Genomic DNA, 25,882 nt, shown 5'->3' with positions numbered 1-25,882 from the left:
ATGTCCCGGGCGCATGAAAAAGGGCGCCCCGGAGACCCGGAGCGCCCTTGCTGCGAACCAGCGGCGGAAATTACGGGCTGGTACGGAGGGTCAGCCCGTAGGCGCTCAGGATCGGGTTGATCGGCGTGTAGTAGCTGTTACCGCCGCCGGTCCGGCCCTGGCGGCCCTTGCAGCTGCCGCTGCCGCCCGACAGCACGCCCTGGGCCTGGCCGGCCCCGGTGATGAACGAACCGCCGGAATCGCCGCCCTCGGCACAGGCGGAGGTCCGGGTCAGCCCGGTGACGGTGCCATCCGGGTTGCCGGAGCCGTCGACGTAGGACACGGTCTGGTTCTTGCTGAGGATGGAGCCGCAGCGCCAGCCGGTGGTGCGGCCGGAACGGCACAGCGCGGCGCCGACCGGGGCCTCGGTACTGCCATGGACGGTGACGTCGCCCTTGCCGTAGCCGTAGACGCTCGGCTGCAGGGTATGGGTGCTGTCGACCTGCACCCAGCCGCGGTCGGGGCCGGTCTGGTTGCCGTCCGGCATGGTCGAGGCGGCGAACGAACCCAGGCTGACGCCGAGCGACCACTGCGACAGCTCCTGGTAGACGATCTCTCCGGTGTCGCCGCAGTGGCCCGCGGTGGCGAAGCCCTTGGTCGAGCCCTTGGTGACCGAAAAACCGATCGAGCAGGCATACAGATAGCCGTCGCCCGGGTTGCGCAGGATGCCGCGGCCGCCCTGGATGTCGACGCGCCGCTGCGGCGCCTCGGTCATCGTTTCGAATCGCACCGTGTTCGCATCCAGTCCGCTGCGGGCGACGAAGTCGATCGCCGCATCCTCCGCGCCCGGTGCGACGCCGACCACGACGCTGTTGCTCGGCAGGTCCACCGCCCAGCTGTACACGCCCCTCGGAACTCCGCCGGATCGGCCGAGCTGGCTGTCGAGCTGGCCCTTCGCCGCATTGAGCGCGGCGAGACTGTGGCGGGCCTGGCGCGTCTCTACGCCCGCGGGGCCCCGGGCGGCGACGGGCGAAGTGCTGGCCACCACGAGGCCATACGAGCCGTTGGCCTTGCGCTCCAGCCAGGCGCCGGCGAAGTTGCGGCCCATCTGCCTCTGCAGGAGCCGCTCCTGTTGCGTGGCGAGGCGCTCGGTCTTCAGGTACTGGGCCAGCTGCGTCCCGGACAACCCCAGGTCGCGTTGCATGGCCGCCTTCAGTGCGGGCGGAAGATCGTCGGCGGCGAAAGCCGCTCCTGACACGGCCATGGCGACGGTGGCTGCGAGGACCGACATACTGAACTTGCGCATTCCGAAACTCCTTGGAAAAGAATGGAAGTGGACAGCAATGACGGCAGGCCGGGCACCAGGGCCGATCGCAGTTGACCTGGGGGGCGTGCTGGCGAGCCGTGGCGACCGGAACGGACGCACGCTCGTACCCCCTACCCATGAAGCAGGACCGCTTTCACGGTTTGGATGCGCGGCGGGATGAAGTCCGCACCAGGGCGGAGCGGTGGATCCGGGGCGATGGCGTTCGCGTGCCACTGGCGCTGGCGTTCGTCCCGGCTGATCGACCGGTCGATCGCCCCGAATCTATTCTTCGAATTCGATGCCGGGATACCAGCCACTCGCCGCAAAGAACGCCTCCGGATCTTCCATCCGCAGCAGCTCGCGAAAGGCCCGGCGTTTGTCGTCGGCGTGCAGGTAGTAGGCCTTGACGATCCGGTAACCGACCCAATAGCCGAGATCGCCCGGCTTTTCCGCGCTGCTGTTGTCGAGCCAGGCTCCGAGGTCGGTCTTGTCGACGTCGGCCTGGAACGCGGTCTCGATCTCCTTCTCGCGGCCAAGCGTCAGCGTGTCGAAATGCGCATAGGCGGTGCTGCCCGAGATCAGCTCGGCGGCGAACTCGGCCGCGCCTTCCATCAGCGATCGCTCCAGCACGGTGGCCTGTTCGAGGTTGGCGCTCTCCGGGGCCAGCTGGACGTGTGCATACTCATGCGCGATCACGTGGACGAAGCGGTCTTCCAGGTCCGGATTCATCCAGTCGACCGCGCACAGGGCTTCCAGTCCGATCTGCAGTCCGCTGTCGGGGTAGCCGATGCCGACCGGCTTGCCGCGACCGACCACGATCGTCACCGGCGGCAGGTTCGCTTCCGGGTAGCGCGTGGCCAGGTTGTTCAGTGCCTGGCCAAGCCGTTGCTTGACCTGCGGCATCACACGCATGCAGCTGCGGGCCTGCTCGTACAGTTCCGGCCGTTTGTCCAGGGTGGCGGCGATCGCTTCGCCGGTGACGCGGCGCAGCCGGGCGAAGTGGTGCAGGCCGTCCGATCCGGGGTCGAGATAGTCACGCTGCAGCCGTCCGGCGTCGGGCATTCTCCCGGCAGCGTCGTAGATGCGATAGAAGCGCTCCACATCCTCGATCACGACCGCTGGCGCCGCCGGCCCGGTCGAGGCGGCGTCGCGGGCGAACGCGGCGGTGGCAGGACAGGCGAGGGCGGCGAGTACGAGCAACCCATGCGATGCGATCCCGACGGACCGCGTCCAGCCGCCGCGCTCGATGAGTGCGCGCTGCGGGGGTACGACCACGGGCACCATCGGGACAGGTGTTGCGGGCATCGCGTTCTCCTGGCAGGACCACGGCAACGTGGGGCGCCCGATGATAGCGGACCGGGCATGGCGTTGCGGGTGGCGCGCATGCCCGACATCACGCGCCAGGCGCGGTTGGCAGCGCGTGCCGGTGGGAACGTCGGCAGGACAGGACGTCGGCGGTGGCGTCTGCTGCCATCCCGACAGGCGGGTGGAGGTCCTCGTGTGGGTCCTTATCTGTCACCGCCGCTCATGGCGTGACCGTCAGTTCGTACTGTCCCGCCGGTACTGCATCCGGACGCCGTCCGGCACGAAGGGCCTCGACGATCACCCGCGGATCGCTGCTGAAGGCTACTTGTCTCGCGACGCCGGTGGCCACCGCGTCCATCGATGCGACCTCGTAGGCGAGGACCTCGTCGAGGTAGGGCACCGCAAGGCGCTGGTCGCGAACGAAGCGCGCGAAGCGGGCGGCCTCGCGGCCGGCGAACGGCTCGGGCATCGTTTGCTCCCAGTACGTCTCCATGAGCGTGCGCACGCGCGGTTCGCCCAGGTACAGCACCATCAGCCGATAGCTCAAGGTCAGCAGGTCGACCAGCATCCCAGCGCGGACATTGGTCACCAGTTGCTGCAGGATGCCGATGGCCGGGTCGTGGATCCAGGTCGCATCGGCAGGTTCCGGGGTATGCCGCCGGTTGACCCGTCGTGCCAGCGTGTTCTCCCATTCGCTCTGCGAAGGCAGGTCGGCGCCGACATCGGGCGAGGTCTTCCTCGGGCGGGAGCGTGCAGCCCGGCGGGCACGTGATCCGCGTGTTTCCCAGAGATCGCGGATGGCTTGCAGCTGCGCAAGGAGCGCATCCGTGTCGATGCCCTTGGCGGGCAGGTAGTCGGGAATGATCTCGAACACCACGGACTTCAGATTCGGCAGCCGCGGAAACCAGTGCCTGCACAGCGTCATCAGCGGATCGGGAACAGGTCCGGAATGGGCGTCGAGCCAGAACCCGTCCATCGCGTCGCCGCCGGCAAGATGCACTTCCCAGACGCGCTCCAGCGGCAATGCCGACAACACTTCGTCGACGCTTTGCCGTCCGTTGAGCTGATTGCACCAGAGGTTGTGAAGGTCCAGCAGGATGCCGCAATCGGCGCGTTCGGCGATCTCGGCCAGGAACGCTCCGTCGCCGATCTCGCCAGGCAGCGGCCTGAGATAGTTGGCCGGATTCTCGAACGCCAGCGGACGCCCGACGGCCGCCTGCATCCGCCGGATGTTGCGCACGCTCGTCTCGATGGTTTCCTGCGACTGCAGCGGCGGCAACAGGAAGCCGGTGTTGAACGCCCGATGCGGTGGGCCGGCACGCAGGAACGCCAGGTGCTCGCTTATCCATGGTGGGTCCAGCCGCGCAATGGATTCGAGGAAAGGCGCGATCTGCGGCATGTCCAGGCCCAGGGTGCCGGCCAGCGGCATGCCGACGCCGTGGACGAGCTTGCGCTGGGGGCGCGCACGCAGACGGTCGAAGGCACGTTCGTCGAGACGCGGACTCCCGCCGGCCTGCGAGTCCATGAGCCACAGCGGCTGCGGCTCGACTTCGATGACGTCGATCAGTCCCTTTCCCGCGTCGAGCAGGGGCTCGAGCGCGGGAAAGTAGACGATCCCGACACCCAGTTCGGGAAGAGGTGCCATCAGGTCAGAAGCCCGGAGCGGCAGGCCCGTCGTTCGCCAGTACGTTCAGCTTTTCGTCGACGAGGAAGTTGCGTTGCACGTCCCATCGGATGTCCCAACCGGAACAACAGGCCAGGCATCCGAGCCGGCCGAGGATGTCCTTCTGCACCTTCTGGAAGGTGCTCAGATCGTAGTAGGCGCTCGCAGGAAGTGAGACTTTTATCACGTTTCCAGCCCGGAACGGGCCCTGTGCCTGGAGCTGAGTGCTCTTGGTCGATTTCATTTCAATCCCTCGATATGGAGTCGTGATTCCATGCCACCTGAGCCGGGCCACTCGTTTGCGGCCCGGGGAAACACCGCAGGCATGAATGGCGTTTCCATCCAGGCCAAACGACCGGATGCGGGCAAACCGGTCATGGCCGCACGAAAAATGGTGCATGCGTCACGGTTTCGACGCTGGCCGTCCGTAGTGCCGGTCCACGCCGGGTCGAATACAAGAGCGACACTGAAGTCGAGCCGGACGAATCGGCTTCTTCTCCCGTTCGCGTCGGGCACGGGAAGAGGCATTTCCCGGCAGCGATGCGGTCCGATTGCGTTCCCCGACGCGATTCTGGGGGCGATCCTGGTCGCCTACGCGCCGCCGCCGTGAGAGGCCAGGGGCAGGACCGCACCGGTTCGGTCGTGCGATCCGGTGCAGTGGCCTTTGCCTCGCGCCCGCCGGGCTTTGCCGCAATCCTTGTCGATCAGTCGGCAATCCGCAGGCCCGGCCGCTCGTTGTCCCAGATCATGTGGATGATCCGCCAGCGGCCGTCGGCTTCCCGGTAGAGCTGGATGCTGTTGATGCCGCGCCGTTCGGGCCGCGGTGCATCGGGCGAGGTGCGGGCTTCGTAGCGGCTCCAGGCATGGGCGATGTTGCCGAAGATCCGCAGTTCGCGGTGGGTCTCGACTTCGTAGAAGTCCATGCTCGACAGCAATCGGTCGGCATTCTCCCGGTATTCGGCCAGTCCGAAGCTCTGCATCCACGGCGTTCCATCGGCATCCGCCCCGGTACGGATCTGTCGGCATGCGGGATGGAAGAATTCGTCCTGACGGCTCCAGTCGCGTGGCCCGGCGGGGCCCGAGATCATCGCGTACATCGCATCGAGGACGGTACCGATCGCGGCTTCGTCGTCGTTCATGGATCGACTCCGGTAGTGAGAGGTGACAAGGAGGCCACGCGAACGCGCATGTGCGGTCCTGTACGAACATGCGGTTCCCGTGCGTCTGCCGGTGCCGGCAGCGTCGCCGGCCGTCGCAGGTGAGGCATCAGGGACGACCGTGGCGCGCACGGTCCGCGGTCGCTCCTGTGGGCGCAGCGGGAACGGCGTCTCCCTCCTACTGCGGGTACTCGACGAAGCAGGCCTCCATCGTGGCCTCGACGGCCGCTGCGGCCGCCAGTTCCTTCAACATCCGGGCCGTCTCCGGATCGGGGGCCCCGGAACTCTTGATGGCGGCCTCGGCCCGGCCTTCCGCGAGCTCTTCCTGCGTGACCGCATCGTTGATCGTCTGCTGCATCTGGTCCCGCGTCATCGGCGTCAGCGGGATGCCCGCCAGGGCGATACGCAGGTCGTTGGTCAGGCGGCGCAGGGCGCGCCAGGTCAATTCTGGAATCCGCTCCCGTCCGGTACTGGCATTGGCGACGAGGGTCTCGGCCTCGGACAGGGCCCATCGATTGAGGGCAGGATTGTCGGCGGCGTTGAGTATCGCCGCGTCGCCCAGCTTCATGCTTTCGGCGGTGGCGCGCGCCCGGCTGCGGGAATCGCCGGTCAGTCGTTCCAGCTCCTTCTGGTCAAACACCGCGGGTGTCAACGTCTTTTCCAGGCAGGCCGCCCGCGCTTCGGCCTTGCGCAACACGACCTGCTGGTCGGCGAGCCGGTAGCGACCGGTGAACAGCCCCGAAAGCGTTGCCGCTCCGGCGCCCGTGTTCCTCACTCCGACCTTGTCGATCGCCACGCCCAGTGCGGCCAGAAAGGTTCCATAGAACGTGGCCTCCGAGGCGATGATCTCCGCCTTCTGGCGCGCATCGGTTTCCTGCGCGAGCAACTGGCGTACGCCTTGCACCCGCTTGAGCGCGCCTTCCGGATCCGCGGCCAGAAATGCGTCCTGGGTCGCGGCGTCGTCGATTTCGTCTGCGCTCCATCTTGGCGCGACCGGGTAGATCGCGCACCCGGCGAGGCCGGCTGACATGAACATCGCTGCTACGATCGTCTTCACGTGTATTGCCCCCTGTTGAAGCTGGATCCGTATTGCGTCTGGATGGGTACGGCCGGATGGTTATGGGACAGCGTCCTCCCTCGGGTGTCCTGTTGCGATCGTGGTACTGAAGAATGTGCCGCGCCGGCGCCGGAAAGCACGAATCCTGACCGATGCGAAGGCTGTGGGCGGGAAGCCGATTGTATGGAGAATCTTGCCCATTGCATGGTCGGGATGGATCGCGCAACGACGGGAGTGGTCCGGGAGCGGTCCGCCTGGCGGGCAAGCGATGCATGCCGGGCCGGAAGCTGCCTGGCGGTTCCCTCGCCGGTGGGCATTGCGCCGGACCGCGAAGCTTCACGACGTCGACGTTCCGGGGCGCGGGTCGGGAAGCTGTGCTGCCGTCCGCCGATGAAGCGGGAGGGTCTCGCGCGCCATGGACCGGCATGGCGATGGCCGCTCCCGTATCCTGTGCCCCTTGCCGCGAACCGGGAGCACGTGTCTGGCCGCAACCATCCGTCCGCGCTACGAGGTCATCGATGCGCTGAGGGGCTTCGCCCTGGCCGGCGTCGCCGTGGTCAACCTGCGTTGGTTGTCGCTGTACGAGTTGATGCCGAAGAGCGTGCGCTCGGAACTTCCGACCGCGGGATTCGACGGCGCCGCGATCGCGGCGATGTCGCTGCTGGCCGACGGCAAGTTCATCACCGTGTTCTCGCTGCTGTTCGGGCTGGGCTTTTCGCTGCAGTTGGATCGCCCGGCGCACGACACGGGTGTGCGGCGCTACCTGCGGCGGATGTCGGCACTGGCACTGATCGGCCTGGTGCACGGCTATTTCATCTGGTGGGGCGACATCCTGTTGACCTATGCCGTGGTGGGCGTGTTGATGCTGCCATTCCGGCATCTGCCTGACCGCGCGCTGCTGGCGACCGCCTTGGCGATTGCGGTATTGCCACCGCTGGTCGCGCCGACGGTGCGCTCGTGGCTGCCACAGATTCCCGCCGGCAAGGAGGTCTTCGCGCAGGCCTGGCAGGCGTTCTCGACACCTTCCTGGATGGCCGCCCTGCACGGCAACATCGCGGTCGCCAACTGGGCGCGGCTGGCGAACTGGGCGCTGCTGTGTTTCGTGCTGTCGCGCTTCCTGCTCGGATACTGGGCGGGGCGCAAGGGATTGCTGCAGGATCCGTGGCGGCATCGCAGCCTGCTTCGGTGGCTGTTCGCCGGCGGCCTGGCGGTCGGCCTGGGGTTGATGGGACTGTCCGAGGTGCAGGCCTCGTGGCGGGCCGCGCATCCGGACCTCGACACCCGGACGTTGAAGCTGGCGTTGCGGATGCTGGCACGTCTGGAGCCGGTCGCGCTGGGCGTCGCCTACGCGGCGGGATTCGTGCTGGCGTTCTGCCATCCACGCCTGCGCCGATGGCTGGTGCCGTTAGCGGCGGTCGGGCGGATGGCCCTGACTCACTATCTGCTGCAAAGCGTGGCGGCAGTGGCGCTGTTCTACGCGATCGGGGCCGGTGTCGGCGGTGGACACGGCCTGGCGCCGGTGCTGCTGTTCTGGCTCGTGCTGTTCGGTCTGCAGATGGCGATGAGCCATTGGTGGCTGGCGCGTTTCCGATATGGGCCGGTGGAGTGGCTGTGGCGGTGGATGACCCGCGGACAGCGCCCGTCGTTCCGGCGTCACCAGCCTGAACCTGTTGCGGCGTGATCGCGGCCGGTCTGGGGGCGTCAGGACAGAGCGTTGACTGGCGGTTTCCGCTCCTGCAGGCGTTGGACCAGGAACTCTACCGTCGCCCGGACGCCTGGGAGCAGTCCGCGCCGGTGCGGCATCACCAGGGTCGTGGTCACGGTGCCGGCATTCCATTCCGGCAGCACCCGCGTCAGGGCAGCGGAGGCGAGTGCCGCCCGGCACATCCCCTCGGGCAGGCAGGTGATCCCCAGTCCTTCGATCGCGGCCTGCGCCAGCACGGTCGATTCGTTGGCGATCATCGCCGCGTGCGGCTGCACCCGCAGGCGTTCGCCGGAATGATCGAACAGTGTCCAGGTGGTGGCGGACGCAGCGGTCAGCAGGCCATCGTGGTGTTGCAGTTCGTCGGGCGACAGAGGGACGCCGCGTTGCGCCAGATAGGCCGCGGATGCGACCAGCACGACGGGTTCGACCAGCAGTTGCCGCTGCACGAGCCCGGAGTCGGGCAGGGGTGAGAAGTGGCTGCGCACGGCGATGTCGAAGCCTTCCTGCTGCACGTCGACGAAGCGGTCGGTCACATCCAGTTGCAGTTGCAGTTTCGGGTGCCGCCGCGCCAGCAGCGGCAGGGCGTCGGCCAGATACGACTGGGCGACCGGGACCGATGCGGTGATGCGTACGGTGCCGCTGGGCTCGGCCTGGCGGCGGCGGACGATGGCCTCGGCGGCTTCGGCTTCTATCAGTGCGGCACGCGCGTGTTCGTAGAAGTCGCGGCCCAGCTCGGTCAGGGTGAAGCTTCGCGAGGTGCGATGGATCAGGCGGATCGACAGCGCGTCCTCGAGCGCGGCGACGCGCTTGCTGACCGTGGACTTGGGCAGGCCCAAGCGACGCGATGCCGCGGCGAAGCCGCCTTGCTCGACTGCGGCGACGAAGAACGTCAGGTCGTTGAGATTGAGCGCCATCAAAGTCTCTGTTCGTGGATGATAAGTCCAATTCTGCCCGTCTACTCAGTGAAGGTGCACGAACATAGATTGTTGGCACCGGGTCTGCGACCGCCGACCCGAAACCAGACCAAGGAGTTCGTGATGTCCCCCGTCCTTTTCTACGGCGTTCCTTCAGGTTGCTCGTTCGGCTCGATCGTTGCCCTGGAGTGGCTGGGCCAGCCCTACCGGCTCAGCCGGGTGGAGATGCCGGAAGTCGTTACCGGCGAGGCCTACCGGCGCATCAATCCGGTCGGCGAAACCCCGACCCTGCTCACCGCCGACGGCGCCTTCCTCAGCGAGAGCATGGCGATCCTCAACCACATCGGTGCACGCGGCGTCGACCGCGGTATCGGGTTCGCGCAGGGCACGCCGGAATTCGATCGCCTCAATCAGATGCTGGCTTTCCTCAACACCTCGTTCTTCGGCGCCTACGTTCCGTTGTGGTATGCGCTGGAGCACGGCAGCGAGGGCACGGAAAAGCAGGTCCTGGGCGAGTTCGGACGCGCCAAGGTACGCAAGGCGCACGCAGACCTGTCGGCGATGCTCGGCGACAAGCCCTGGCTGCTGGGCGGGCACCGCACCCTGGCCGATGCCTATTTCATCGGCATCGCCCGCTGGAACGAGTACCACCAGGCCGTCGATCGCCGCGACTATCCGAACCTGCAACGCCTGTTCGACAGGCTGCAAGCCGATCCGGCGGTGGCCTTCGCCCATGCAGTCGAGGAGCAGCGGACCGCGGTGAGCGCGGGCGGCTTTGCCGGCGAAGTCGCGTTCGACCAGGCGCTCGCCGGGATCGGTTTGGCCGCCTGACGGGGTCCATCCAGCCGGTCAGGGACATGATCTTTCCGTGTATCGGGGAGGAGGGGCAGCCGACTGCCTCTCCCCCTCCAGTCCCCACCGGAATTCTGCTGCACTGCAGCTTGCCCCATCGGCCAATGCCGCGGCCGTCGGCGCTGTGGCCCACTGGCGGCATCCAGGGTCGCGGGAGTCGACGATGCCGATCGCAATGTCTGGGTGTGGGAGCCGGAAAGGACATCGATGGCGCGGGGCGCTGACGGCAACGCTGCTGCTGGTGGCGGCAGCGCCGGTGTCGACATTGGCGCAGACCGAGGTCGCCGGCTTCGGCAGCAATCCAGGCAATCTGCGCATGTTCAAGCACGTGCCCGCCGGCCTGCCGGCTGGCGCGCCGCTGGTGGTCGCGCTGCATGGTTGTTCGCAGAGTGCCGCGAGTTACGATGCCGAGACGGGCTGGCAGATGCTGGCCGACCGCTGGCAGTTCGCGCTGGTGTTGCCGCAACAGCAGAGCAGCAACAATTCCAGCGGATGCTTCAACTGGTTCGTGTCGGGCGACACCGCGCGTGGACAGGGCGAGGCGCTGTCGATCAAGCAGATGGTCGACCGGATGATCGCCGACCACGCCGTAGCGCCGTCGCGGGTCTACGTCACCGGACTGTCCGCCGGCGGTGCGATGACGGCGACGATGCTGGCGACTTATCCGGACGTGTTCGCCGGCGGCGCGATCCTGTCCGGCCTGCCGCACCGCTGCGCGACATCGCAGACCGCGGCCTTCAGTTGCATGAATCCCGGCAGCGACCTGTCTCCCGCGCAGTGGGGCGACAAGGTGCGTGCCGCGTATCCGTCGTGGGACGGGCCGTGGCCGATCGTGTCGATCTGGCACGGCGATGCCGATTACGTCGTCCGGCCGATGAACCTGACCGAGAGCATGCAGCAATGGACCGATGTCCATGGCATCGACCAGGTCGCCGACGTATCCGACAGCATCGCCGGCTATCCGCACAAGGTCTACCGGGATGCCGCGGGGCAGGCACGGGTGGAGACCTATACGATCACCGGCATGGGCCACGGGACGCCGGTCGATCCCGGCAGCGGCGAGAGCCAGTGCGGTACAGCAGGCGCCTACATCCTCGACGCGAACATCTGCTCCAGCTATCACATCGGCCGTTTCTGGGGACTGGACAACCTCGATGGCGTCGCCCCGGTGGTATCGCTGACCGCACCGGCCGACGGCGCGGTCGTCGCCGGCAACGTCACCGTCAGCGCGGCTGCCAGCGACGACGTCGGTATCGAGCGGGTCGAGTTCCTGCTCGACGGCGCGCTGCTCGGCATCGATGCGGATGCGCCCTATGCCGTGGGCTGGGATGCGTCGGCCGCGACCAGCGGACCGCATCGGCTGCAGGCGAGGGCGGTCGATCTTGCCGGCAACACTGGCAGCTCGGGGGCTGTGAACGTCACCGTGGAAGGCGGGTCGGGTGGCGGCAGCGCGATCACCGTGACATTCGACAACGAGGACGCCAACGATGGTTACGTGAAGGCCGGCAGCGGCGGCGACGCCGCGGCGGTAGGGACGCTGGAGGCCTACTACGGCCTCGCGATCGGACGCGGCACCGATGGCAAGTTCAACCGCGCGCTGCTCTCGTTCGATACATCGGCGATCCCCGACGCCGCCGTGGTCACCTCGGCCACGCTGACCGTGACCTACGGCAGCGCCTTCGGCGATCCGTGGTCGGACCCGTCCGGCAACGCGCTGGTGATCGATGCACATCCGGACTGCATCGGCGCCTGCACGATCGAGACGGCCGACTGGAGCCATGCCACCGCTGCCAGCGACGTCGCCCGGCTGCCGCCCTTCAGCGGCGGCATCCAGGCCAGCACGTTGTTCTCCACCGACGGACTGGCGGCGATCGACAAGGACGGGCGGACCCAACTGCGGCTGCGTTTCAGCGACGACCAGACCTCGACCGCGTACCTGTGGGTCGGTCGTGGTGCGGGCGCGAAGCTGACGGTGACCTACCTGCCGTGAGCCGCGTCCCGGGCATATGCCAGGCCGCCGCCAGGAACGGTACTCCGGCCGGTGGCTGCCGCCCGCGTGAAGGAACGAACGCTCCGGATCCGCAGCGCTACTTCGTCATCTCCAGCACCGGCGCGAAGCCGCCGTAGATCAGGCGCTTGCCGTCGAACGGCATCGGGTTCTTCGCGGGGTCCATGCGCGGGTCGCTGCCGGCCATCATTTTCTTCATGCCGGCGTCGCGGGTGGCCTTGTCCGGCCATTCGATCCATGAGAACACGACCGTCTCGTCGTCCCGGGCCTTCACCGCGCGCCGGAAATCGGTCTGCTCGCCGTCGGGCACGTCGTCGCCCCAGCACTCCAGCACGCGTAGCGCACCGTACTCGATGAAGACCGAGTCGCCGGTACGGGCGTGCTCGATGAACCGGGCCTTGTTGGCGGTGGGGACGGCGATGACGAATCCGTCGATATAGGACATGGTGACCTCCGGGGCAGGCGGAACACGGGATGTGCGCCTTCGGAAGGGCGACGAACGAGGAAGGCGGGGATCGACATGGCCGTGGCCGGATGAGGGGCGAAAGCCGTCGTCGCCAGCCGACGACGACGGCTGCGACCGCACACCGGGATGTCCGGGTGATCGGCCGGTCCCCCGCGCCCGTGTCGCGGAAACCGCCGCCAGGCCCATGCCGTGCGTCACGGTCGTGACCAATGGCGCATGGGTGCGCGTGCGAGTTGTCGGACCATCGCTTGCGACAGGCGGGCCGCCGGCCTCGCACCGTGAGTATCCGTTGCGCCGGTTGGCGCGCGACGGCAGACGAGGGAGCACCGAATGGGCAGGGCTTGGATGAGGATGGGATCGCTGGCATTGACGCTGATGCTGCCGGCTGCGGTACAGGCGCAGGTCGATCTGACCGGACTGGACGCGGACATGAGCGGGCAACCCGCGCGGGTGCTGGTGCTGGGCTCGGTCCATCTGAGCGGGATGCCCGAGGACTTCGAGCCGACGTCGCTGGAGCCGGTGATCGAGCGGCTGGCGGCGTTCCGGCCCGACATCATCACGATCGAGTCGATGAGCGGCGAGGAATGCGATCTGATGGTCCGCCATCCGAAAGTCTATGCGCTCGACTTCTGCGCCGACACCGACGCAGCGGAGGCCGCGACCGGTCTCGACGTGCCGGCGGCGATCGCCGAGGTACGGGAAATGCTGGAGAACTGGCCGGACCGGCCTGCGCCGGCGCAACGCCGCCGCCTGGCCTCCAGGTTCCTGGCAGCCAACGACCGTGCGTCGGCGCTGGTGCAGTGGTGGCAGCTGCCGGAGTCGGAGCGGCGCGCGGGCGACGGCCTGGACGCAAGCCTGGTCGAGATGCTCGAGGCGCTGGAGACGCGCAACAACGAGAGCTACCTGATCGGTGCGCGGCTGGCGGCACGGCTGGGCCTGCAACGGGTGCATGCCGTCGACAACCACACCGGGGACAACCTGAAGATCGTCGATGAGGAAACCTTCGGCAAGGACCTGATGGCGGCGTGGAACTCCGACCGGACCGCGCTGGACGCGGCGGAGCAGCGGCAGAAGGAACTCGCGGAAAAGGGCGACATGCTTGGCCTGTATCGCAGGATCAACCGCCCCGGAAACCTCGAGATGCTCGCCGACGCCAACGCCGGCACCGCGATGCGCTTCTCCTCGTCCGGCCGCTACCCGCAGATATGGGTGGCCGGCTGGGAGATCCGCAACCTTCGCATGATCGCGAACATCCGCGAGAGCTTCCGCGAACGTCCGGGCGTGCGCGTGCTGTCGATCGTCGGTGTATCGCACAAACCCTGGTTCGATGCCTGGCTGGGGCAACTGCAGGGCGTCGAGATCGTCGACGCGACCGAGGTACTGAAGTAACAACCGGTGGGTCGTGGAAGCCGCGGATGGTGAGCCGGGTCAGCGCGTACGGGTGTAGGCCGGCGCGCCGGCGACCTTCTTGACCTTGTTCGCGATCCTGCGCTGGTTCGGCGCGGTGATGGCCATGAAGCTGCCTGGCAGGTCGACCGCATCGACCACCCGTTGCAGGTTGCCGCCCTCGGAAAACACCAACCCGCGCCACGACACCAGCATCACGTAGTGCGGCAGCTCGTCGGGATCGTCGCTGACGTGCTTGCGGACGATCCATGCCCGCTTGACCGTGTCCAGCCGCTCCAGCTGTCCGCGCACGGCATCCAGCACTTCTTCGTCCAGCCCGTGCGGCAGCAGGGTATCGGAGGCAGACACCTTGCCGCGCCGGGCGGCAACCCGCTGCCGTTCCTCGTACAGCTGTTCCAGGGCGCTTTCGGCTTCGGTCTGGCCCCGGACGTCGCCGATCGACGCATAGTAGTGCATCAACAGCTGCGACCCCGCTTCGATCGCGCCGGCATCCAGGCGCATCGCGGTACGCACGTGCTCGACACCCGAGGCATCGCCGCGCATCAGCAGCAGATTGCCGAGCCGGAAGCGTGCCGAGGCATCGTCCGGCGCCAGCTCGACCGCATGCTCGAACAGCGGCAGCGCGTCGGTCTCAGGGCGCAGTTCGTCGACCAGGTGGGCATGCTCGACCACCTGACCGGGGGTCGGCGCTTCTATCCGCTCCAGTTCCTCCAGCCGCACCCGCGCATCGGCATGGCGGGCGTGGTTGTGCGTCCAGGCCGGTTCGACCTCCTCACGCCACTGGCTGCTGAAATGTTCCTCCAGCGTGCCTGCCAGTGCACCGAGCAGGACTTCGGCCGACGAGGGGCCGGCGGTCCGGTCGATGCTCAGCGACTCCACTCCGAGCGCTTGCAGGCGCTGGGCCAGCGTGGGATGGGTGTCGTCGTAGCCGCCACCGGCGCGAAGCGCCTCCTGCATCTGTTCCGGGGATCCGTCGCCAGCGTTGCGCAGGTGCTGGGCCATGTCGTGATAGAGGCGAGCCGGCGGTTGCGGTTGCCGCAGGTTGTCCTGCCTCAGCCGTGGCCAGAATTCGCGCTCGAGCCGGTCGCTGCCCAGGTGCACCCGGGCCAGGGCGCGGCCGGTGTTCTCCGCGCCGCTCACTTTCGCCGCGGTGGCATCGGCCTCGTACTCGTTCGCGCGCGCCAGCGAGAAGCTATAGGCGTCGAAGAACGGCGCGTACCAGTGGAAGAAGCGCGTGAACGGCTTCGACGCCCAGGCATCGCTCTCGGAGAGCGCCGACATCACCCGGTACCAGCTGATCCTGACCCGGTGTATCCAGCCGCCGAAACGGTTGTGGCCACCGCCGAAATGTCCGAACTCGTGGGCGATCACCGCCGCCATCTCTTCACGCCCGAGCAACTGCATCAACGGCAGACCGAGCACCAGATAGTACGTGTGACCGAACAGTCCGGAAGCGCGGGGAACGCTCGCCGCGAAGGCATTCAGCTCGGGGGTGATGATGATCGCCTCCAGCTTCGGCGCCCGGGTCGCCCGACGCAGGCTCTCGACCTCCGCGACCAGCTCGGGGGCTTCGCCCGGTGCGAGACGATAGCCGTCCGGCGCCTCGAAGCGTACCCACAGTGCCTTCAGCACCAGCCAGCCGAACGCAATCGGTATCCAGATGATCTTGATCAGCTTGATCAGCAATACCGGGCTGACCAGGTACAGCGCCACCACCAGTCCGACGGAGACGGCCAGCGCGACGACGGCCGAGCCGCCGAGCACCAGAAAGCCCAGTCCGGCAAGCAGGGCGAGTTTGAACTTGTAGAGAGCCGGTGACTGGAGCGACTGGCGGTCTAGTCGTTCGACCAGAGCGGCGCGACTTGCAACTGACTGCATGGATCCTTCCCCCTGTTGGCGCAGCGAATCTACCAAAAAGCTGTGACCCGGTTCACGGTACGCCGGATCCGTCCGCCATCGGTCCGGCCGTCGGGATCCAGCCACGGCCAGGCGGTCGGAGCCGGTCTCCCGTCACGGTCCACCACTGCAACGCGATGCCCGTGCAGTGAGCGCCACCGTCCTGTCCCGAGGCGCCGCGCCGCAGGCAGGGGCCCCGTCGGTCGTCCGTGTTTGACCGGCTCGGCGACAGGTGCACCATATGCGCATGACGATTCCTTCCGTATTGCCGCGCCGCCTGGGTACCCTTGCTCTGGGAGGCGTGCTGGCCTTCGCTCTCGTGTGCACGGTGGCGCAGTTCGTACGCACCGACCTGGACTGGCTGCGGACGCCGCTGAGTTTCTACCTGCTCGACCCGTACGGTCTGTGGGTGCAGACCGCTTATTTCGCGCTGGCGCTGTCCCTGGTGTCGCTCGGCGTTGGCTGGTACGTCGAGCTGCGGCCGCAGGCGCGCAGCGCGGCGCCGATGCTGCTGTTCGCCTGCGCCGGTCTGGCGCTGGCGGTGACGGCGCTGGCGGAAACCGGACGCCATGGCCAGCCGGTCACGCTGGAGACGCTGGTGCACGGCCTTGCCGCTCAGGCGGCCTTCCTGTGCGTGACCACGGCGATGCTGCTGCAGGCCTGGCGGCTGCGTCGCGACCCGCGCTGGCGCCGGTGCTTCGCAGCGGCGTTCGTGCTGGCGGCGCTGGCGTTCGTCGGGCTCTGGGTCCATGCGCTGTGGCGCGATGCGCCACGCGGGCTGACCCAGAAGGTCGAGATCGCGATGATCCTGATCTGGCTGGGAGTGGCGGCCAACGGACTGCGCAAGGGCGGGGACGCAGTCGAAGCCGGCGTGCCTGAACTGCAGCGCGGCTAGCTCTCCGCGCATCCCGTCCCTTCCGGCTTCACAACCGGACTGAGCCGGCGTTCCTGGTGTCGACGGGCGATCCGGCCCGGAACCCAGGAGAATCCGAGATGCCCCGCATTTACCGTGGCCAGGCCCAAGTGGAGGCGCTGGACACCTATTTCATCGATGCCGTGGCCCTGGCCCGGAACGCAGCGAACTGGCTGCAGCGGCGCAACCGCAACACACTGCTGGATCCGGGAAACGCCGACGCCACTACCGTGCGGGGAGCGCTGACGACCTATTTCGGCGTGCAGTTCGGTGCGGGTCCGGTGCCGGCGCTGGGCTCGGGCGACGACACCTTCCTGGGTACGTTGCAGAGGGTCTATGCGGCGATGGCCACTGCTCTGAACACCTGGACCGTCTACATCGAGTATGCGGACTGGCAGGACCACGACGCCGACGAGTACGCAGCGGCGGGCCCGCCGGTGGTGAATCCCGATCAGGACGGCGCGGTCGATCCGGGCAATCCGAACAGCTTCCAGGCCGCTTGGTCCGATGTGCGCAGAAACATCAACAATGGAACCCAGAGTTACGTGTTCATGCACAACGGCGTTCCGATCACCGTGTCGCCGGCACGCGATCTCGCGTTCAAGATCCAGCTGAACGTGCGCTTCCGCAATGCCGACGACCAGCTCAAGCAGGAGACGATCCTGCACGAGATGTCGCACGCCCTGGCCGACACCAACGATGCCGCCTATGCCGACACGATCGTGCAGGCGCGCCAGATCTGCGCCGCGCGCGGTGCTCCGACCGCGCGCGATACAGCGGACTGCTGGGGCTTCTTCCCCCTCGATATCTAGCCGGTGACGCAGGACTGCCCGCCAGGGTTGGGGACGGCAGGGCACGGGCCCGGGGGGGCTTTGGGGAAACGTGGTAGGGGAACAGGGCGGGGGGGCGGATGCGGATGTCGACGGCGGCGGCCACGCCTGTCGGCACGGACGAGCTCGGGTTCCGGATGCTAGAGTTCGCGCTCCGCCCCCGCCCTGGAGCCTCCGGAATGACGCATCCCGCCGCCTTCTATCCGATCGGTACGCCCGGGGTGCCTTGGGGCGAAGCCGAAAAGGCGGAATGGCTGTCGCGACAGGTGCGTCACCGCAGCTATGCGGACGACGTGCTGGCCCTGATCGAGCGCTTTCGCGAGCGCTTCGAGGTGGAGGAATACGGTCGTCTCGACTATGCCGGCGAGGTCTATCCGCTGTACGCGATCCGCAGTCCGGACTGGCGCGACGATCTGCCGGTGATGCTGGTCACCGGCGGCGTGCATGGCTACGAGACCAGCGGTGTGCACGGTGCGCTGCAGTTCGTCGCGCGGCATGCCGGCGACTACGAAGGCCGCGCCAACCTGCTGGTCGCGCCCTGCGTCAGCCCATGGGCCTACGAGCGCATCCACCGCTGGAACGCCCATGCGATCGATCCGAACCGCTCGTTCCGCGAAGACAGTCCGGCCGAAGAATCCGCGGCCTTGCTGCGCCTGGTGGCGCCGCTGCGTGGACGCTTTGCGATGCACATCGACCTGCACGAGACCACCGACAGCGACGAGAGCGAGTTCCGTCCGGCGCTGGCCGCGCGCGACGGCAAGCCGTACGAACCGGGCGGGATTCCCGATGGCTTCTATCTGGTCGACGACAGCGACAACCCGCAGCCGGCCTTCCAGCAGGCGGTGATAGCCGCGGTCGAGCAGGTCACCCATATCGCACCGGCCGATGCCAATGGCCGGATCATCGGCTCGCCGGTGGTCGCACATGGGGTGATCCGCTATCCGCTGCAGGCGCTGGGACTGTGCGCCGGCATCACCGGCGCCCGCTTCACGACTACGACCGAGGTCTATCCCGACAGCCCGAGGGCGACCCCGCAGCAGTGCAACGATGCCCAGGTCGCAGCGGTGCGCGCCGCGATCGACCACGCGCTGGCGCATCCGGCCGGCTAGATGCGTAGCCGGCTTCCGCGGACTGCCCGTCCGCGATCACTTCAACGGCGGCAACCTGAAGCGCAACATCCGGCCCACCAGTGACAGGGTGCGCATCACCTTCGCTGTGCGTGGATCGGCTGGAAAGAACGATTCGATCGCGAGCTCGGACAGGGTCACCTCGACCGGGGTCCCGAACACGGTCGTGGTGCTGAGGAACGACAGCTCGCCGAACTCGCTGCGCAGCCGCATCGGTATGGCGACCGCGTTCGGTTCCAGCGCTTCCTCCAGCTCCGGTCCCGGATAGCCGCGCAGCTCCCGAAGCAGATCTTCCAGCGTGGAGTCGCCGGTGCTTTCCACCTGCTGCTGCAGGCGATGCAGCAGGTGCGCGCGCCACTGGCCCAGGTTCGCCACTCGCGGCGCCACGCCTTCCGGATGCAGGCTCAGGCGCAGCACGTTGATAGGCGGCTCCAGCAACTCGGGTGCGACGCCGCGCAGGAATGGCGCGAGGGCGCGATTGGCCGCGTGCATCCGCCAGTGCCGGTCGACCGCCAGGGCGGGGAAGGGCTCGTGGCCGCGCAGCACCAGTTCTATGGTGCGCCGTGCCGCATCGAGGCCGGTATCGTCCAACGCACGCTCGCCGTACACCGGCGCATAGCCGGCGGCGGTGAACATCCGGTTTCGCTCGCGCAGGGGAACGTCGAGCCGGTCCGAAAGCCGCAGCAGCATCGTACGGCTCGGGGTGGAGCGGCCGGTCTCGAGGAAGCTCAGGTGTCGGGGCGAGATGTCGGCGAGGCCGGCCAGGTCTTCCTGGGACAGCCGGCGGCGACGGCGCCACTCGCGCAGTTGCTCGCCGAAGGGGCGGTGGGCGGGTTCGGGGATGGCCATGGCTGCAGACCATAGCCCAAGCGGGGGAGGCAGGAGCATTACCTCCGGCGTAATGGTGTCGATGCGGGGGCAGGGGCAGCATGCCGGCATCCCAACCGTGAGGAGAAACGAAATGTCGGCACTGCACCGTTTCGCAAGTCCGAAGTTCCTGCCCCGCCTGCTGCTGATCGATGGCCTGGCGACCGGCGCCACCGCGCTGATGTTGATCCTCGGGGCGGAAATGCTGGCGCCGGTGCTGCAGTTGCCCGCCGGCCTGCTTCGCACCGGGGGCGCGATCTGTGCGCCGTTCGCGCTGTGGGTACTGATGCTGTCGCGTCGCGTCGCGGTGCCGCACGGCGCAATGGCTGCGGTGATCGCGATCAACTTCGCCTGGGTGGCCGCCAGTGCCTGGGTCGCTTTCGGTCCGACCTGGCAGCCGGCGGCATTCGGTGTCGCCTTCGTCTGCGCACAGGCGCTGGTGGTCCTGGTGTTCGCCGAACTCGGGTGGATGGGACTGCGAGCGATGCGGCCGCGGCCCGGCGTGCCGGCCTGAGCGTGGACCGGCATGCGCTCCGATGCATCCGCAGCCTCCGCAACGGATGCATCGGACGCGCAGCGGGGCGGCGGGTGCTGGCGGACGAGCCGGGCGCCCGCCATCATGCTGCCCGATGAAGAGAGAATCTCCAGACGGATGTCGAATCCGTCCTGCCTCGATCGTCTGTTATCGAGCCCCCGAGACGAGGAGAAACCGATGACGCTGGCCCGACCGATCACCCCACACCTGTGGTTCGACCGCCAGGCACCCGAGGCCGCGGCGTTCTACTGCTCGATCTTCCCGGATTCGAAGGTCGAATCCACCGTTACCCTGCGCGACACGCCCTCCGGCGACTGCGACGTCGTGTCATTCAGTCTGCGCGGACAATCGTTCATGGCGATCAGCGCCGGGCCTTTGTTCAGGTTCAACCCGTCGGTCTCGTTCATCGTCAATTTCGACCCGGCGCGCGACCCCCGGGCCCGGGAGCGCCTGGACGCGACCTGGGCCGCGCTGATCGAAGGCGGACGGGCGCTGATGCCGCTCGACGCGTACCCGTTCAGCCCGCGCTATGGCTGGGTACAGGACCGCCATGGTCTGTCGTGGCAGCTGATCCTGGCCGAGCCTTCGGACCGACCGCCGCCGACGATCATGCCCTCCCTGTTGTTCACCGGCGAAGCCTGCGGCAAGGCCGAGGCGGCAGGGGCGTTCTACCGTTCGGTGTTCGACGACTCGGAGAACGGGCGGCTGATCCGCTATCCCGCCGACGTGGAGCAGGAAAGCGAAGGTGCGGTGATGTACTCCGATTTCCGGCTCGGCGATACCTGGTTCGCGGCGATGGACAGCGGTCGCGAGCATGGCTTCGGATTCAACGAAGCGATCTCGTTCGTCGTCCATTGTCGCGACCAGGGCGAGATCGACCGCTACTGGTCGAAACTGTCCAGCGTGCCCGAGGCCGAGCAATGCGGTTGGTGCAAGGACCGCTTCGGCGTCTCGTGGCAGGTCACGCCGCTGCTGCTTGGTGAGATCATGTCGTCCGGAGACGAGGCCCGCATCGCCCGGGCGACCCGGGCCTTCCTCGACATGCACAAGATGAATGTCGCCGCGATCGAAGCCGCGGCGGGAGAACGCTGACCATGACGGTACAGAACAAGGCGAAGGGCCCTGCGTCCTACTTTCCTTCCATCGAGAAGACCTACGGCAAGCCGATCGATCACTGGATGGAAGTGCTGGACGCCATGAATGGAATGAAGCACATGGAGAGGGTGGCGGCGCTCAAATCGGTGCACGGGCTTGGCCATGGACATGCCAACGCCCTGGTCGCGCATCACCGCGCAAGAGGTGAATGAAGATGACAACGTCCAGCGCATCGGCATGCGTGGCGGCGGAGACCCGTCGATGAAGTGGATCCGGAGCTGCGTGTTCTCATTCGCGCTCCTGGTGGCCGGCGTGGCGCCGGCACAGGAACTTGCGCTCGTCAACGCCCGCGTCTACCCGGACCCGCAGGCGGCGCCGATCGAGAACGCCACGGTGCTGATGCGCGATGGCCGGATCGTCGAGCTCGGCACGTCGGTCGCGCTGCCGGACGGCGTCGCGGTGATCGATGCCGAGGGCGGAACGGTCACCGCGGGATTCTGGAACAGCCACGCACATACGTTGCCGTTGCCGCTGCGCGAGGCGGATACGCGCACGTCGGCAGAGCTGGGGTTCGCACTGCGGCAGTTGTTCACCCGCTGGGGCTTCACGACGGTGTTCGACATCGCGTCCTTTCCGTCGGACAACGCTGCCACACTGCGTCGCCGGATCGCCGCTGGCGAGATGGCCGGACCCGCCCTGCTGACCGTCGGCATGCCGTTCTTTCCGGCGGACGGTACGCCGTCCTACGTCGAGGACATGCTGGACGGGATGGGCGCGCCGAGCGCCGAGGTCGCGACGGACCGGGAGGCGCGGGAACGTGCGCGGCGGCAGCTGGAGGGCGGCAGCGACGGCGTGAAGCTGTTCATCGGCGCGATCGTGGACGAGGGCAGGCGCGTGCAGGTGATGGACACGGCGATCGCGCGTGCGGTCGTCGACGCGACGCATGCCGCCGGCAAGCCGGCTTTCGCCCATCCGACCACGCGGGAGGGCATCGAGGTCGCGCTGGCCAGCGGCGTCGATGTGCTCGCGCACACCACGCCGACGGACGGACCGTGGAGCCCGGCGCTGGCACAACGGCTGGTCGATGCCGGCGTCGCATTGACGCCGACCCTGGCGTTGTTCGAAGTCGAGGTGCGCAAGGAGCGGGCACCGGAAGAGGTGGTCGCCAGGATATCGGGCATGGCACAGCAGCAATTGCGCATCTTCCACGAGTCTGGCGGCCAGGTACTGTTCGGCACGGACGTTGGCTACATCGACCTGCCCGATACCCGCCGCGAGCTCGAGTTGATGGCGGGCGCGGGCATGGACTGGCGCGCGATCCTCGCCAGCCTCACCACCGCTCCGGTGCAGCGCTTCGGCCACTCGGCGCGCAAGGGACGTGTGGAGGTGGGCATGGATGCCGACCTTGTCGTTCTCGCGCGGGATCCGGCCCGGGATCCGACCGCCTTCTCCGATGTCCGTCACACGATACGGGCCGGCGAAGTGATCCATTCAGCGCACCCGAACGCGGCGCCGGAGCCTGGACATGGCAACGCCGCAAACGATGAACGGCGCTAGCGGGGTCAGTCGCAGAACACGTCCGGCGGACGATCGCATCCGGGCGCCGCAGTCGCTCCGGGGCCTCGTACGCGGCCCCGATTCGTCCGATCGCCGGCATCCGTGCGCGAGACTTCCGCGGCGCCGCAAGGACGCCATATTCCTGCCATTGCGTCCTCCGCGGATTCACGCGAAAGCTGAGTAATCTTCGTTCGTTTCATGCGGTCGCGACAGATCGACTCGTTCGCCGGAAAGCTCCTGGTGACGCGGATATAGCCGGAAAATCAGCTGTTTTCCTGCGTGCGTTTTTTGCAATGATCGTTTCGGCGCGCTAGCCTGTATCGCTTGTCCAGCATGCATGGGGGAGCGATCGGCCGGTGATTTTTCGTGGTTTTGCGCGTTTTCTTGGTTCAGCCCTGTTGTTGTCGACGTTCACGGTCCATGCCGAAGAAGGCGATCGTGGACTCGATCTCGGTGGTGCGGTGCGCTTCAATTACGGCTGGCTCGATTATGGCGACGATCCCGGCGCCGATCTGGAGCTGGTCCGGGTCGATGCCAAGGGCCATGCCGGCCCGGCGTTCTTCTCGTTGCAGTATCGCTGGTACGACGGCTTCCATGCCGTGCATCATGCATGGGCGGGCTGGAAGTTCGGCGAGTCCTCGGACATCCGTGTCGGCATCCAGCAGGTGCCGTTCGGTCTGCTGCCATATGCTTCCCATAGTTTCTGGTTCGGCTCCGGCTACTATCTCGGGATCGAGGATGATTACGATCCAGGCATAGTGTGGCGCCGTGATGCGGGTCCGCACAGGTTCCATGCCGGAGTGTTCTCCGGCGACGAATACGGCACCGGTGCGCGCTTCGATCGCTACTCGTTCGACGTGGCCACCACCGTCGATTCGCCGTATCGCGAACGGGAGCGCCTCAACCTCCGCTACGAGAACGTGCGCGACCTGGGCGATGGCGCGCTTGCGCTGGGCGCCTCGCTGTTCGCCGGCAAGATCGAGAATCGCGTCGACGGAGGCCGGCATGGCCATCACGGTGCGGCGCTGCATGCGCAGTGGACACGCGGTCCGCTGACGTTGCAGGGGCAGTGGGCCCGCTATCATTATCGTATCGACGAGCCGCGGATCGCGATGTCGGCATTCCAGTTTCCGTTCGAGATAGCGGCCGGGGCCGATGTCCCCACCTTCAACGTCGCCTATGCGCTGCAACGCACGGGCTGGTTCGACGGCATCACCTGCTACAACAACCTGAGCATGACCCGGCCGGTCGACGACGATCCCGGATTGAGCGAGTCATGGCAGAACGTCGCCGGCTGCAGTTTCGCCAAGGGCACGATGTTCACCTACGTGGATTGGATCGCCGGCAAGAACATGTGGTTCGTCGGTGGCCCGGGCATCGGCATCGACGAGCTTGGCTCCGACCGCTGGCGTTCGCGCCTGAACGTCAACGTCGGCTTCTATTTCTGAGATTCCGTTCTCCGGCGGGGACAACCGCACGGGGACAACCGCACAGGGAGAGCCCGGCGTCGCGGTCGCGACGCAACGACAGCAACCGGCAAGCCCGGCCCGGCAACGACATCATCGAGGAGTACGCGTCTTGAACGTCCAGCAGCAGATCGAAAAGCTCGAAGAGGTCTACGAGACCGACTACGAGGTAGGCCAGGACAACATCAAGGCGTTCGGCCTGGATCTTCACAACCCGGTGTTCATCGTCAGCGCGGCCCTGATCGCGCTGTTCGTGGCGCTTTCGCTGGCGATGCCCGAGCGCGCCGGCGAGGCGTTGCTGGCGACGCGCACGTGGATCCAGAACACCTTCGACTGGGTGTTCCTGAGCGCCGGCAACGTGTTCGTGCTGTTCTGCCTGGCGTTGATCGTGCTGCCGGTCGGCCGGATCAGGATCGGCGGTGCCGATGCCGAGCCGGAGTTCTCGAGGCCGTCGTGGTTCGCGATGCTGTTCGCGGCCGGCATGGGCATCGGCCTGATGTTCTGGAGCGTGGCCGAGCCGGTCGGCTATTTCACCGAATGGTTCGGCACTCCGCTGGACATCGCCGGCGGCACCGGGACTTCGCGCCGCGCCGCGCTCGGTGCGACCATGTACCACTGGGGCCTGCATCCTTGGGCGATCTATGGCGTGGTCGCGCTGTCACTGGCGTTCTTCGCCTACAACAAGGGTTTGCCGCTGACGATCCGTTCGACCTTCTATCCGATCTTCGGCGACCGCGTCTGGGGACCGCTCGGCCACGTGATCGACGTGCTCGCGGTGCTGGCCACGCTGTTCGGCCTGGCGACCTCGCTGGGACTGGGTGCGAAGCAGGCGGCGGGCGGCATCGAGTTCCTGTTCGGGGTGTCGGGCGGGCTGGCGCTGCAGATCGCGATAATCGCAGGCGTCACCGCGATCGCGACGATCTCGGTGATCCGTGGGATCGACGGTGGCGTGAAGCTGCTGAGCAACATCAACATGCTCGCGGCTGCGGCGTTGCTGCTGTTCGTGATCGTCGCTGGATCGCTGATGGCCTTCGTCGGCAACGTCGGGACCACTCTCTTCTCGTATGTGGAATACCTCCTGCCGTTGAGCAATCCCGTCGGACGCGAAGACGACGGCTTCTACCATGGCTGGACGATCTTCTATTGGGCGTGGTGGATCTCGTGGTCGCCGTTCGTGGGCATGTTCATCGCCCGCGTCTCCAAGGGCCGTTCCGTGCGCGAGTTCATGACCGCGGTGCTTCTGGTTCCGATGCTGCTGACCATCGTCTGGATGAGCGCGTTCGGTGGCAGCGGCCTGGACCAGTCGATGGCCGGGGTCGGCGCGTTGGCCGAGGGCATCGGCGATTCGTCGCTGGCGCTGTTCCAGATGCTGCAGAACCTGCCGTGGACCGCGATCACGTCGGTACTGGCCATTGCCCTGGTGCTGCTGTTCTTCATCACCTCGTCGGACTCGGGCTCGCTGGTGATCGACAGCATCACCTCCGGCGGCATGGTCGATGCGCCGGTCGCGCAGCGGATCTTCTGGGCGGTGACCGAGGGCGTCATCGCCGCGGTCCTGCTGGCGATCGGCGGCGAGGCGGCGCTGGATGCGCTGCAGGCGGGTGCGGTCAGCTTGGGGCTGCCTTTCACCTTCGTGCTGCTGTTGATGTGCGTGAGCCTGGCCAAGGGGCTGCGCCACGAGCAGAAACTGATCCGATTGGCCGGATAGATCGGCCCCGGGCCTGCTGTCTGCCGAGCCGGTCCGATGCACTCGCCGGGAAGATCCGGCATGGTCTCC

General features: G+C 67.3%; 23 protein-coding genes. 13 read left to right on the top strand and 10 right to left on the bottom strand.

The window, feature by feature from the left end:
* Positions 1–70: 70 nt before the first annotated feature.
* The 6 genes from L3V18_RS02785 to L3V18_RS02760 all read right to left on the bottom strand — a co-directional run bounded on the left by L3V18_RS02785 (position 71) and on the right by L3V18_RS02760 (position 6,296).
* Positions 71–1,285 (bottom strand): alpha-lytic protease prodomain-containing protein, encoded by a 1,215-nt coding sequence (locus L3V18_RS02785; protein WP_237053070.1) that lies wholly within the window; start codon positions 1,283–1,285, stop codon positions 71–73.
* Between the two features lie 282 nt (positions 1,286–1,567).
* Positions 1,568–2,590, bottom strand: coding sequence for a DUF2268 domain-containing putative Zn-dependent protease (locus L3V18_RS02780; RefSeq protein WP_237053069.1), 1,023 nt, complete (start codon positions 2,588–2,590; stop codon positions 1,568–1,570).
* Positions 2,591–2,810: 220 nt separating this feature from the next.
* Positions 2,811–4,235, bottom strand: coding sequence for an MbnB/TglH/ChrH family RiPP precursor modification enzyme (locus L3V18_RS02775; RefSeq protein WP_237053068.1), 1,425 nt, complete (start codon positions 4,233–4,235; stop codon positions 2,811–2,813).
* A 4-nt stretch (positions 4,236–4,239) separates the two neighbouring features.
* Positions 4,240–4,497: a hypothetical protein gene (locus L3V18_RS02770; protein ID WP_237053067.1), complete on the bottom strand. Its 258-nt coding sequence runs from the start codon at positions 4,495–4,497 to the stop codon at positions 4,240–4,242.
* A gap of 460 nt (positions 4,498–4,957) precedes the next feature.
* Positions 4,958–5,392: a Cif family virulence factor gene (locus tag L3V18_RS02765; RefSeq protein ID WP_237053066.1), complete on the bottom strand. Its 435-nt coding sequence runs from the start codon at positions 5,390–5,392 to the stop codon at positions 4,958–4,960.
* 196 nt (positions 5,393–5,588) lie between these two features.
* On the bottom strand, positions 5,589–6,296 hold the full coding sequence (locus L3V18_RS02760; protein ID WP_237053065.1) for a hypothetical protein: 708 nt from the start codon (positions 6,294–6,296) through the stop codon (positions 5,589–5,591).
* 628 nt (positions 6,297–6,924) lie between these two features.
* Here L3V18_RS02760 and L3V18_RS02755 point away from each other — a divergent pair.
* Positions 6,925–8,148, top strand: coding sequence for a DUF418 domain-containing protein (locus L3V18_RS02755; protein ID WP_237053064.1), 1,224 nt, complete (start codon positions 6,925–6,927; stop codon positions 8,146–8,148).
* 20 nt (positions 8,149–8,168) lie between these two features.
* Here L3V18_RS02755 and L3V18_RS02750 read toward each other — a convergent pair whose 3' ends face one another.
* Positions 8,169–9,086, bottom strand: a complete 918-nt coding sequence (locus tag L3V18_RS02750) for a LysR substrate-binding domain-containing protein (protein WP_237053063.1) — start codon at positions 9,084–9,086, stop codon at positions 8,169–8,171.
* A gap of 123 nt (positions 9,087–9,209) precedes the next feature.
* On the opposite strand from L3V18_RS02750, the gene L3V18_RS02745 reads away from it, so the two are divergent.
* Positions 9,210–9,917, top strand: a complete 708-nt coding sequence (locus L3V18_RS02745) for a glutathione S-transferase family protein (RefSeq protein WP_237053062.1) — start codon at positions 9,210–9,212, stop codon at positions 9,915–9,917.
* A 277-nt stretch (positions 9,918–10,194) separates the two neighbouring features.
* On the top strand, positions 10,195–11,928 hold the full coding sequence (locus L3V18_RS02740; protein ID WP_237053061.1) for an extracellular catalytic domain type 1 short-chain-length polyhydroxyalkanoate depolymerase: 1,734 nt from the start codon (positions 10,195–10,197) through the stop codon (positions 11,926–11,928).
* A gap of 97 nt (positions 11,929–12,025) precedes the next feature.
* Here L3V18_RS02740 and L3V18_RS02735 read toward each other — a convergent pair whose 3' ends face one another.
* Positions 12,026–12,391, bottom strand: coding sequence for a DUF1428 domain-containing protein (locus L3V18_RS02735; RefSeq protein WP_237053060.1), 366 nt, complete (start codon positions 12,389–12,391; stop codon positions 12,026–12,028).
* A gap of 372 nt (positions 12,392–12,763) precedes the next feature.
* On the opposite strand from L3V18_RS02735, the gene L3V18_RS02730 reads away from it, so the two are divergent.
* Positions 12,764–13,801 carry a DUF5694 domain-containing protein gene (locus L3V18_RS02730; RefSeq protein WP_237053695.1) on the top strand — a complete coding sequence of 346 codons (1,038 nt, stop codon included), beginning with the start codon at positions 12,764–12,766 and terminating at the stop codon, positions 13,799–13,801.
* A gap of 39 nt (positions 13,802–13,840) precedes the next feature.
* Here L3V18_RS02730 and L3V18_RS02725 read toward each other — a convergent pair whose 3' ends face one another.
* Positions 13,841–15,697 (bottom strand): M48 family metallopeptidase, encoded by a 1,857-nt coding sequence (locus L3V18_RS02725; protein ID WP_237053059.1) that lies wholly within the window; start codon positions 15,695–15,697, stop codon positions 13,841–13,843.
* 265 nt (positions 15,698–15,962) lie between these two features.
* Between L3V18_RS02725 and L3V18_RS02720 the strand changes: the two genes are divergently transcribed.
* The 3 genes from L3V18_RS02720 (at position 15,963) to L3V18_RS02710 (ending at position 18,567) form a co-directional block, all read left to right on the top strand.
* Positions 15,963–16,610 carry a DUF998 domain-containing protein gene (locus L3V18_RS02720; protein ID WP_237053058.1) on the top strand — a complete coding sequence of 216 codons (648 nt, stop codon included), beginning with the start codon at positions 15,963–15,965 and terminating at the stop codon, positions 16,608–16,610.
* Between the two features lie 98 nt (positions 16,611–16,708).
* Complete coding sequence (locus L3V18_RS02715; RefSeq protein WP_237053057.1) at positions 16,709–17,440, top strand: hypothetical protein; 732 nt, start codon at positions 16,709–16,711, stop codon at positions 17,438–17,440.
* Positions 17,441–17,637: 197 nt separating this feature from the next.
* On the top strand, positions 17,638–18,567 hold the full coding sequence (locus L3V18_RS02710; protein ID WP_237053056.1) for a M14 family metallopeptidase: 930 nt from the start codon (positions 17,638–17,640) through the stop codon (positions 18,565–18,567).
* A gap of 36 nt (positions 18,568–18,603) precedes the next feature.
* Here the strand turns inward: L3V18_RS02710 and L3V18_RS02705 are convergent, their stop codons facing one another.
* Entirely contained in the window at positions 18,604–19,434 is an 831-nt protein-coding gene (locus L3V18_RS02705) for a helix-turn-helix domain-containing protein (protein WP_237053055.1), read from the bottom strand.
* A gap of 112 nt (positions 19,435–19,546) precedes the next feature.
* On the opposite strand from L3V18_RS02705, the gene L3V18_RS02700 reads away from it, so the two are divergent.
* From L3V18_RS02700 to L3V18_RS02675, 6 genes are all read left to right on the top strand, one after another.
* Positions 19,547–19,966, top strand: coding sequence for a hypothetical protein (locus L3V18_RS02700; RefSeq protein ID WP_237053054.1), 420 nt, complete (start codon positions 19,547–19,549; stop codon positions 19,964–19,966).
* Positions 19,967–20,164: 198 nt separating this feature from the next.
* The gene (locus tag L3V18_RS02695; protein ID WP_237053053.1) at positions 20,165–21,079 is read left to right on the top strand and encodes a VOC family protein; all 915 of its coding nucleotides are present in this window, start codon (positions 20,165–20,167) and stop codon (positions 21,077–21,079) included.
* A gap of 2 nt (positions 21,080–21,081) precedes the next feature.
* Complete coding sequence (locus L3V18_RS02690; RefSeq protein ID WP_237053052.1) at positions 21,082–21,294, top strand: DUF4287 domain-containing protein; 213 nt, start codon at positions 21,082–21,084, stop codon at positions 21,292–21,294.
* Positions 21,287–22,639: an amidohydrolase family protein gene (locus tag L3V18_RS02685; protein ID WP_237053051.1), complete on the top strand. Its 1,353-nt coding sequence runs from the start codon at positions 21,287–21,289 to the stop codon at positions 22,637–22,639. Before L3V18_RS02690 ends, L3V18_RS02685 begins: the two co-directional genes overlap by 8 nt.
* Before the next feature lie 401 nt (positions 22,640–23,040).
* A complete protein-coding gene (locus tag L3V18_RS02680) occupies positions 23,041–24,087 on the top strand; it encodes a hypothetical protein (RefSeq protein ID WP_237053050.1) in 1,047 nt (348 codons plus the stop codon).
* Positions 24,088–24,217: 130 nt separating this feature from the next.
* A complete protein-coding gene (locus tag L3V18_RS02675; RefSeq protein WP_237053049.1) occupies positions 24,218–25,813 on the top strand; it encodes a BCCT family transporter in 1,596 nt (531 codons plus the stop codon).
* Positions 25,814–25,882: the final 69 nt, after the last annotated feature.

Origin of the sequence: Marilutibacter chinensis (genome assembly GCF_021725675.1) — a bacterium.
GTDB lineage: Bacteria > Pseudomonadota > Gammaproteobacteria > Xanthomonadales > Xanthomonadaceae > Marilutibacter > Marilutibacter chinensis.
The sequence above is the reverse complement of the archived record's forward strand: the minus strand, read 5'-3'. Positions and strand labels throughout refer to the sequence as shown.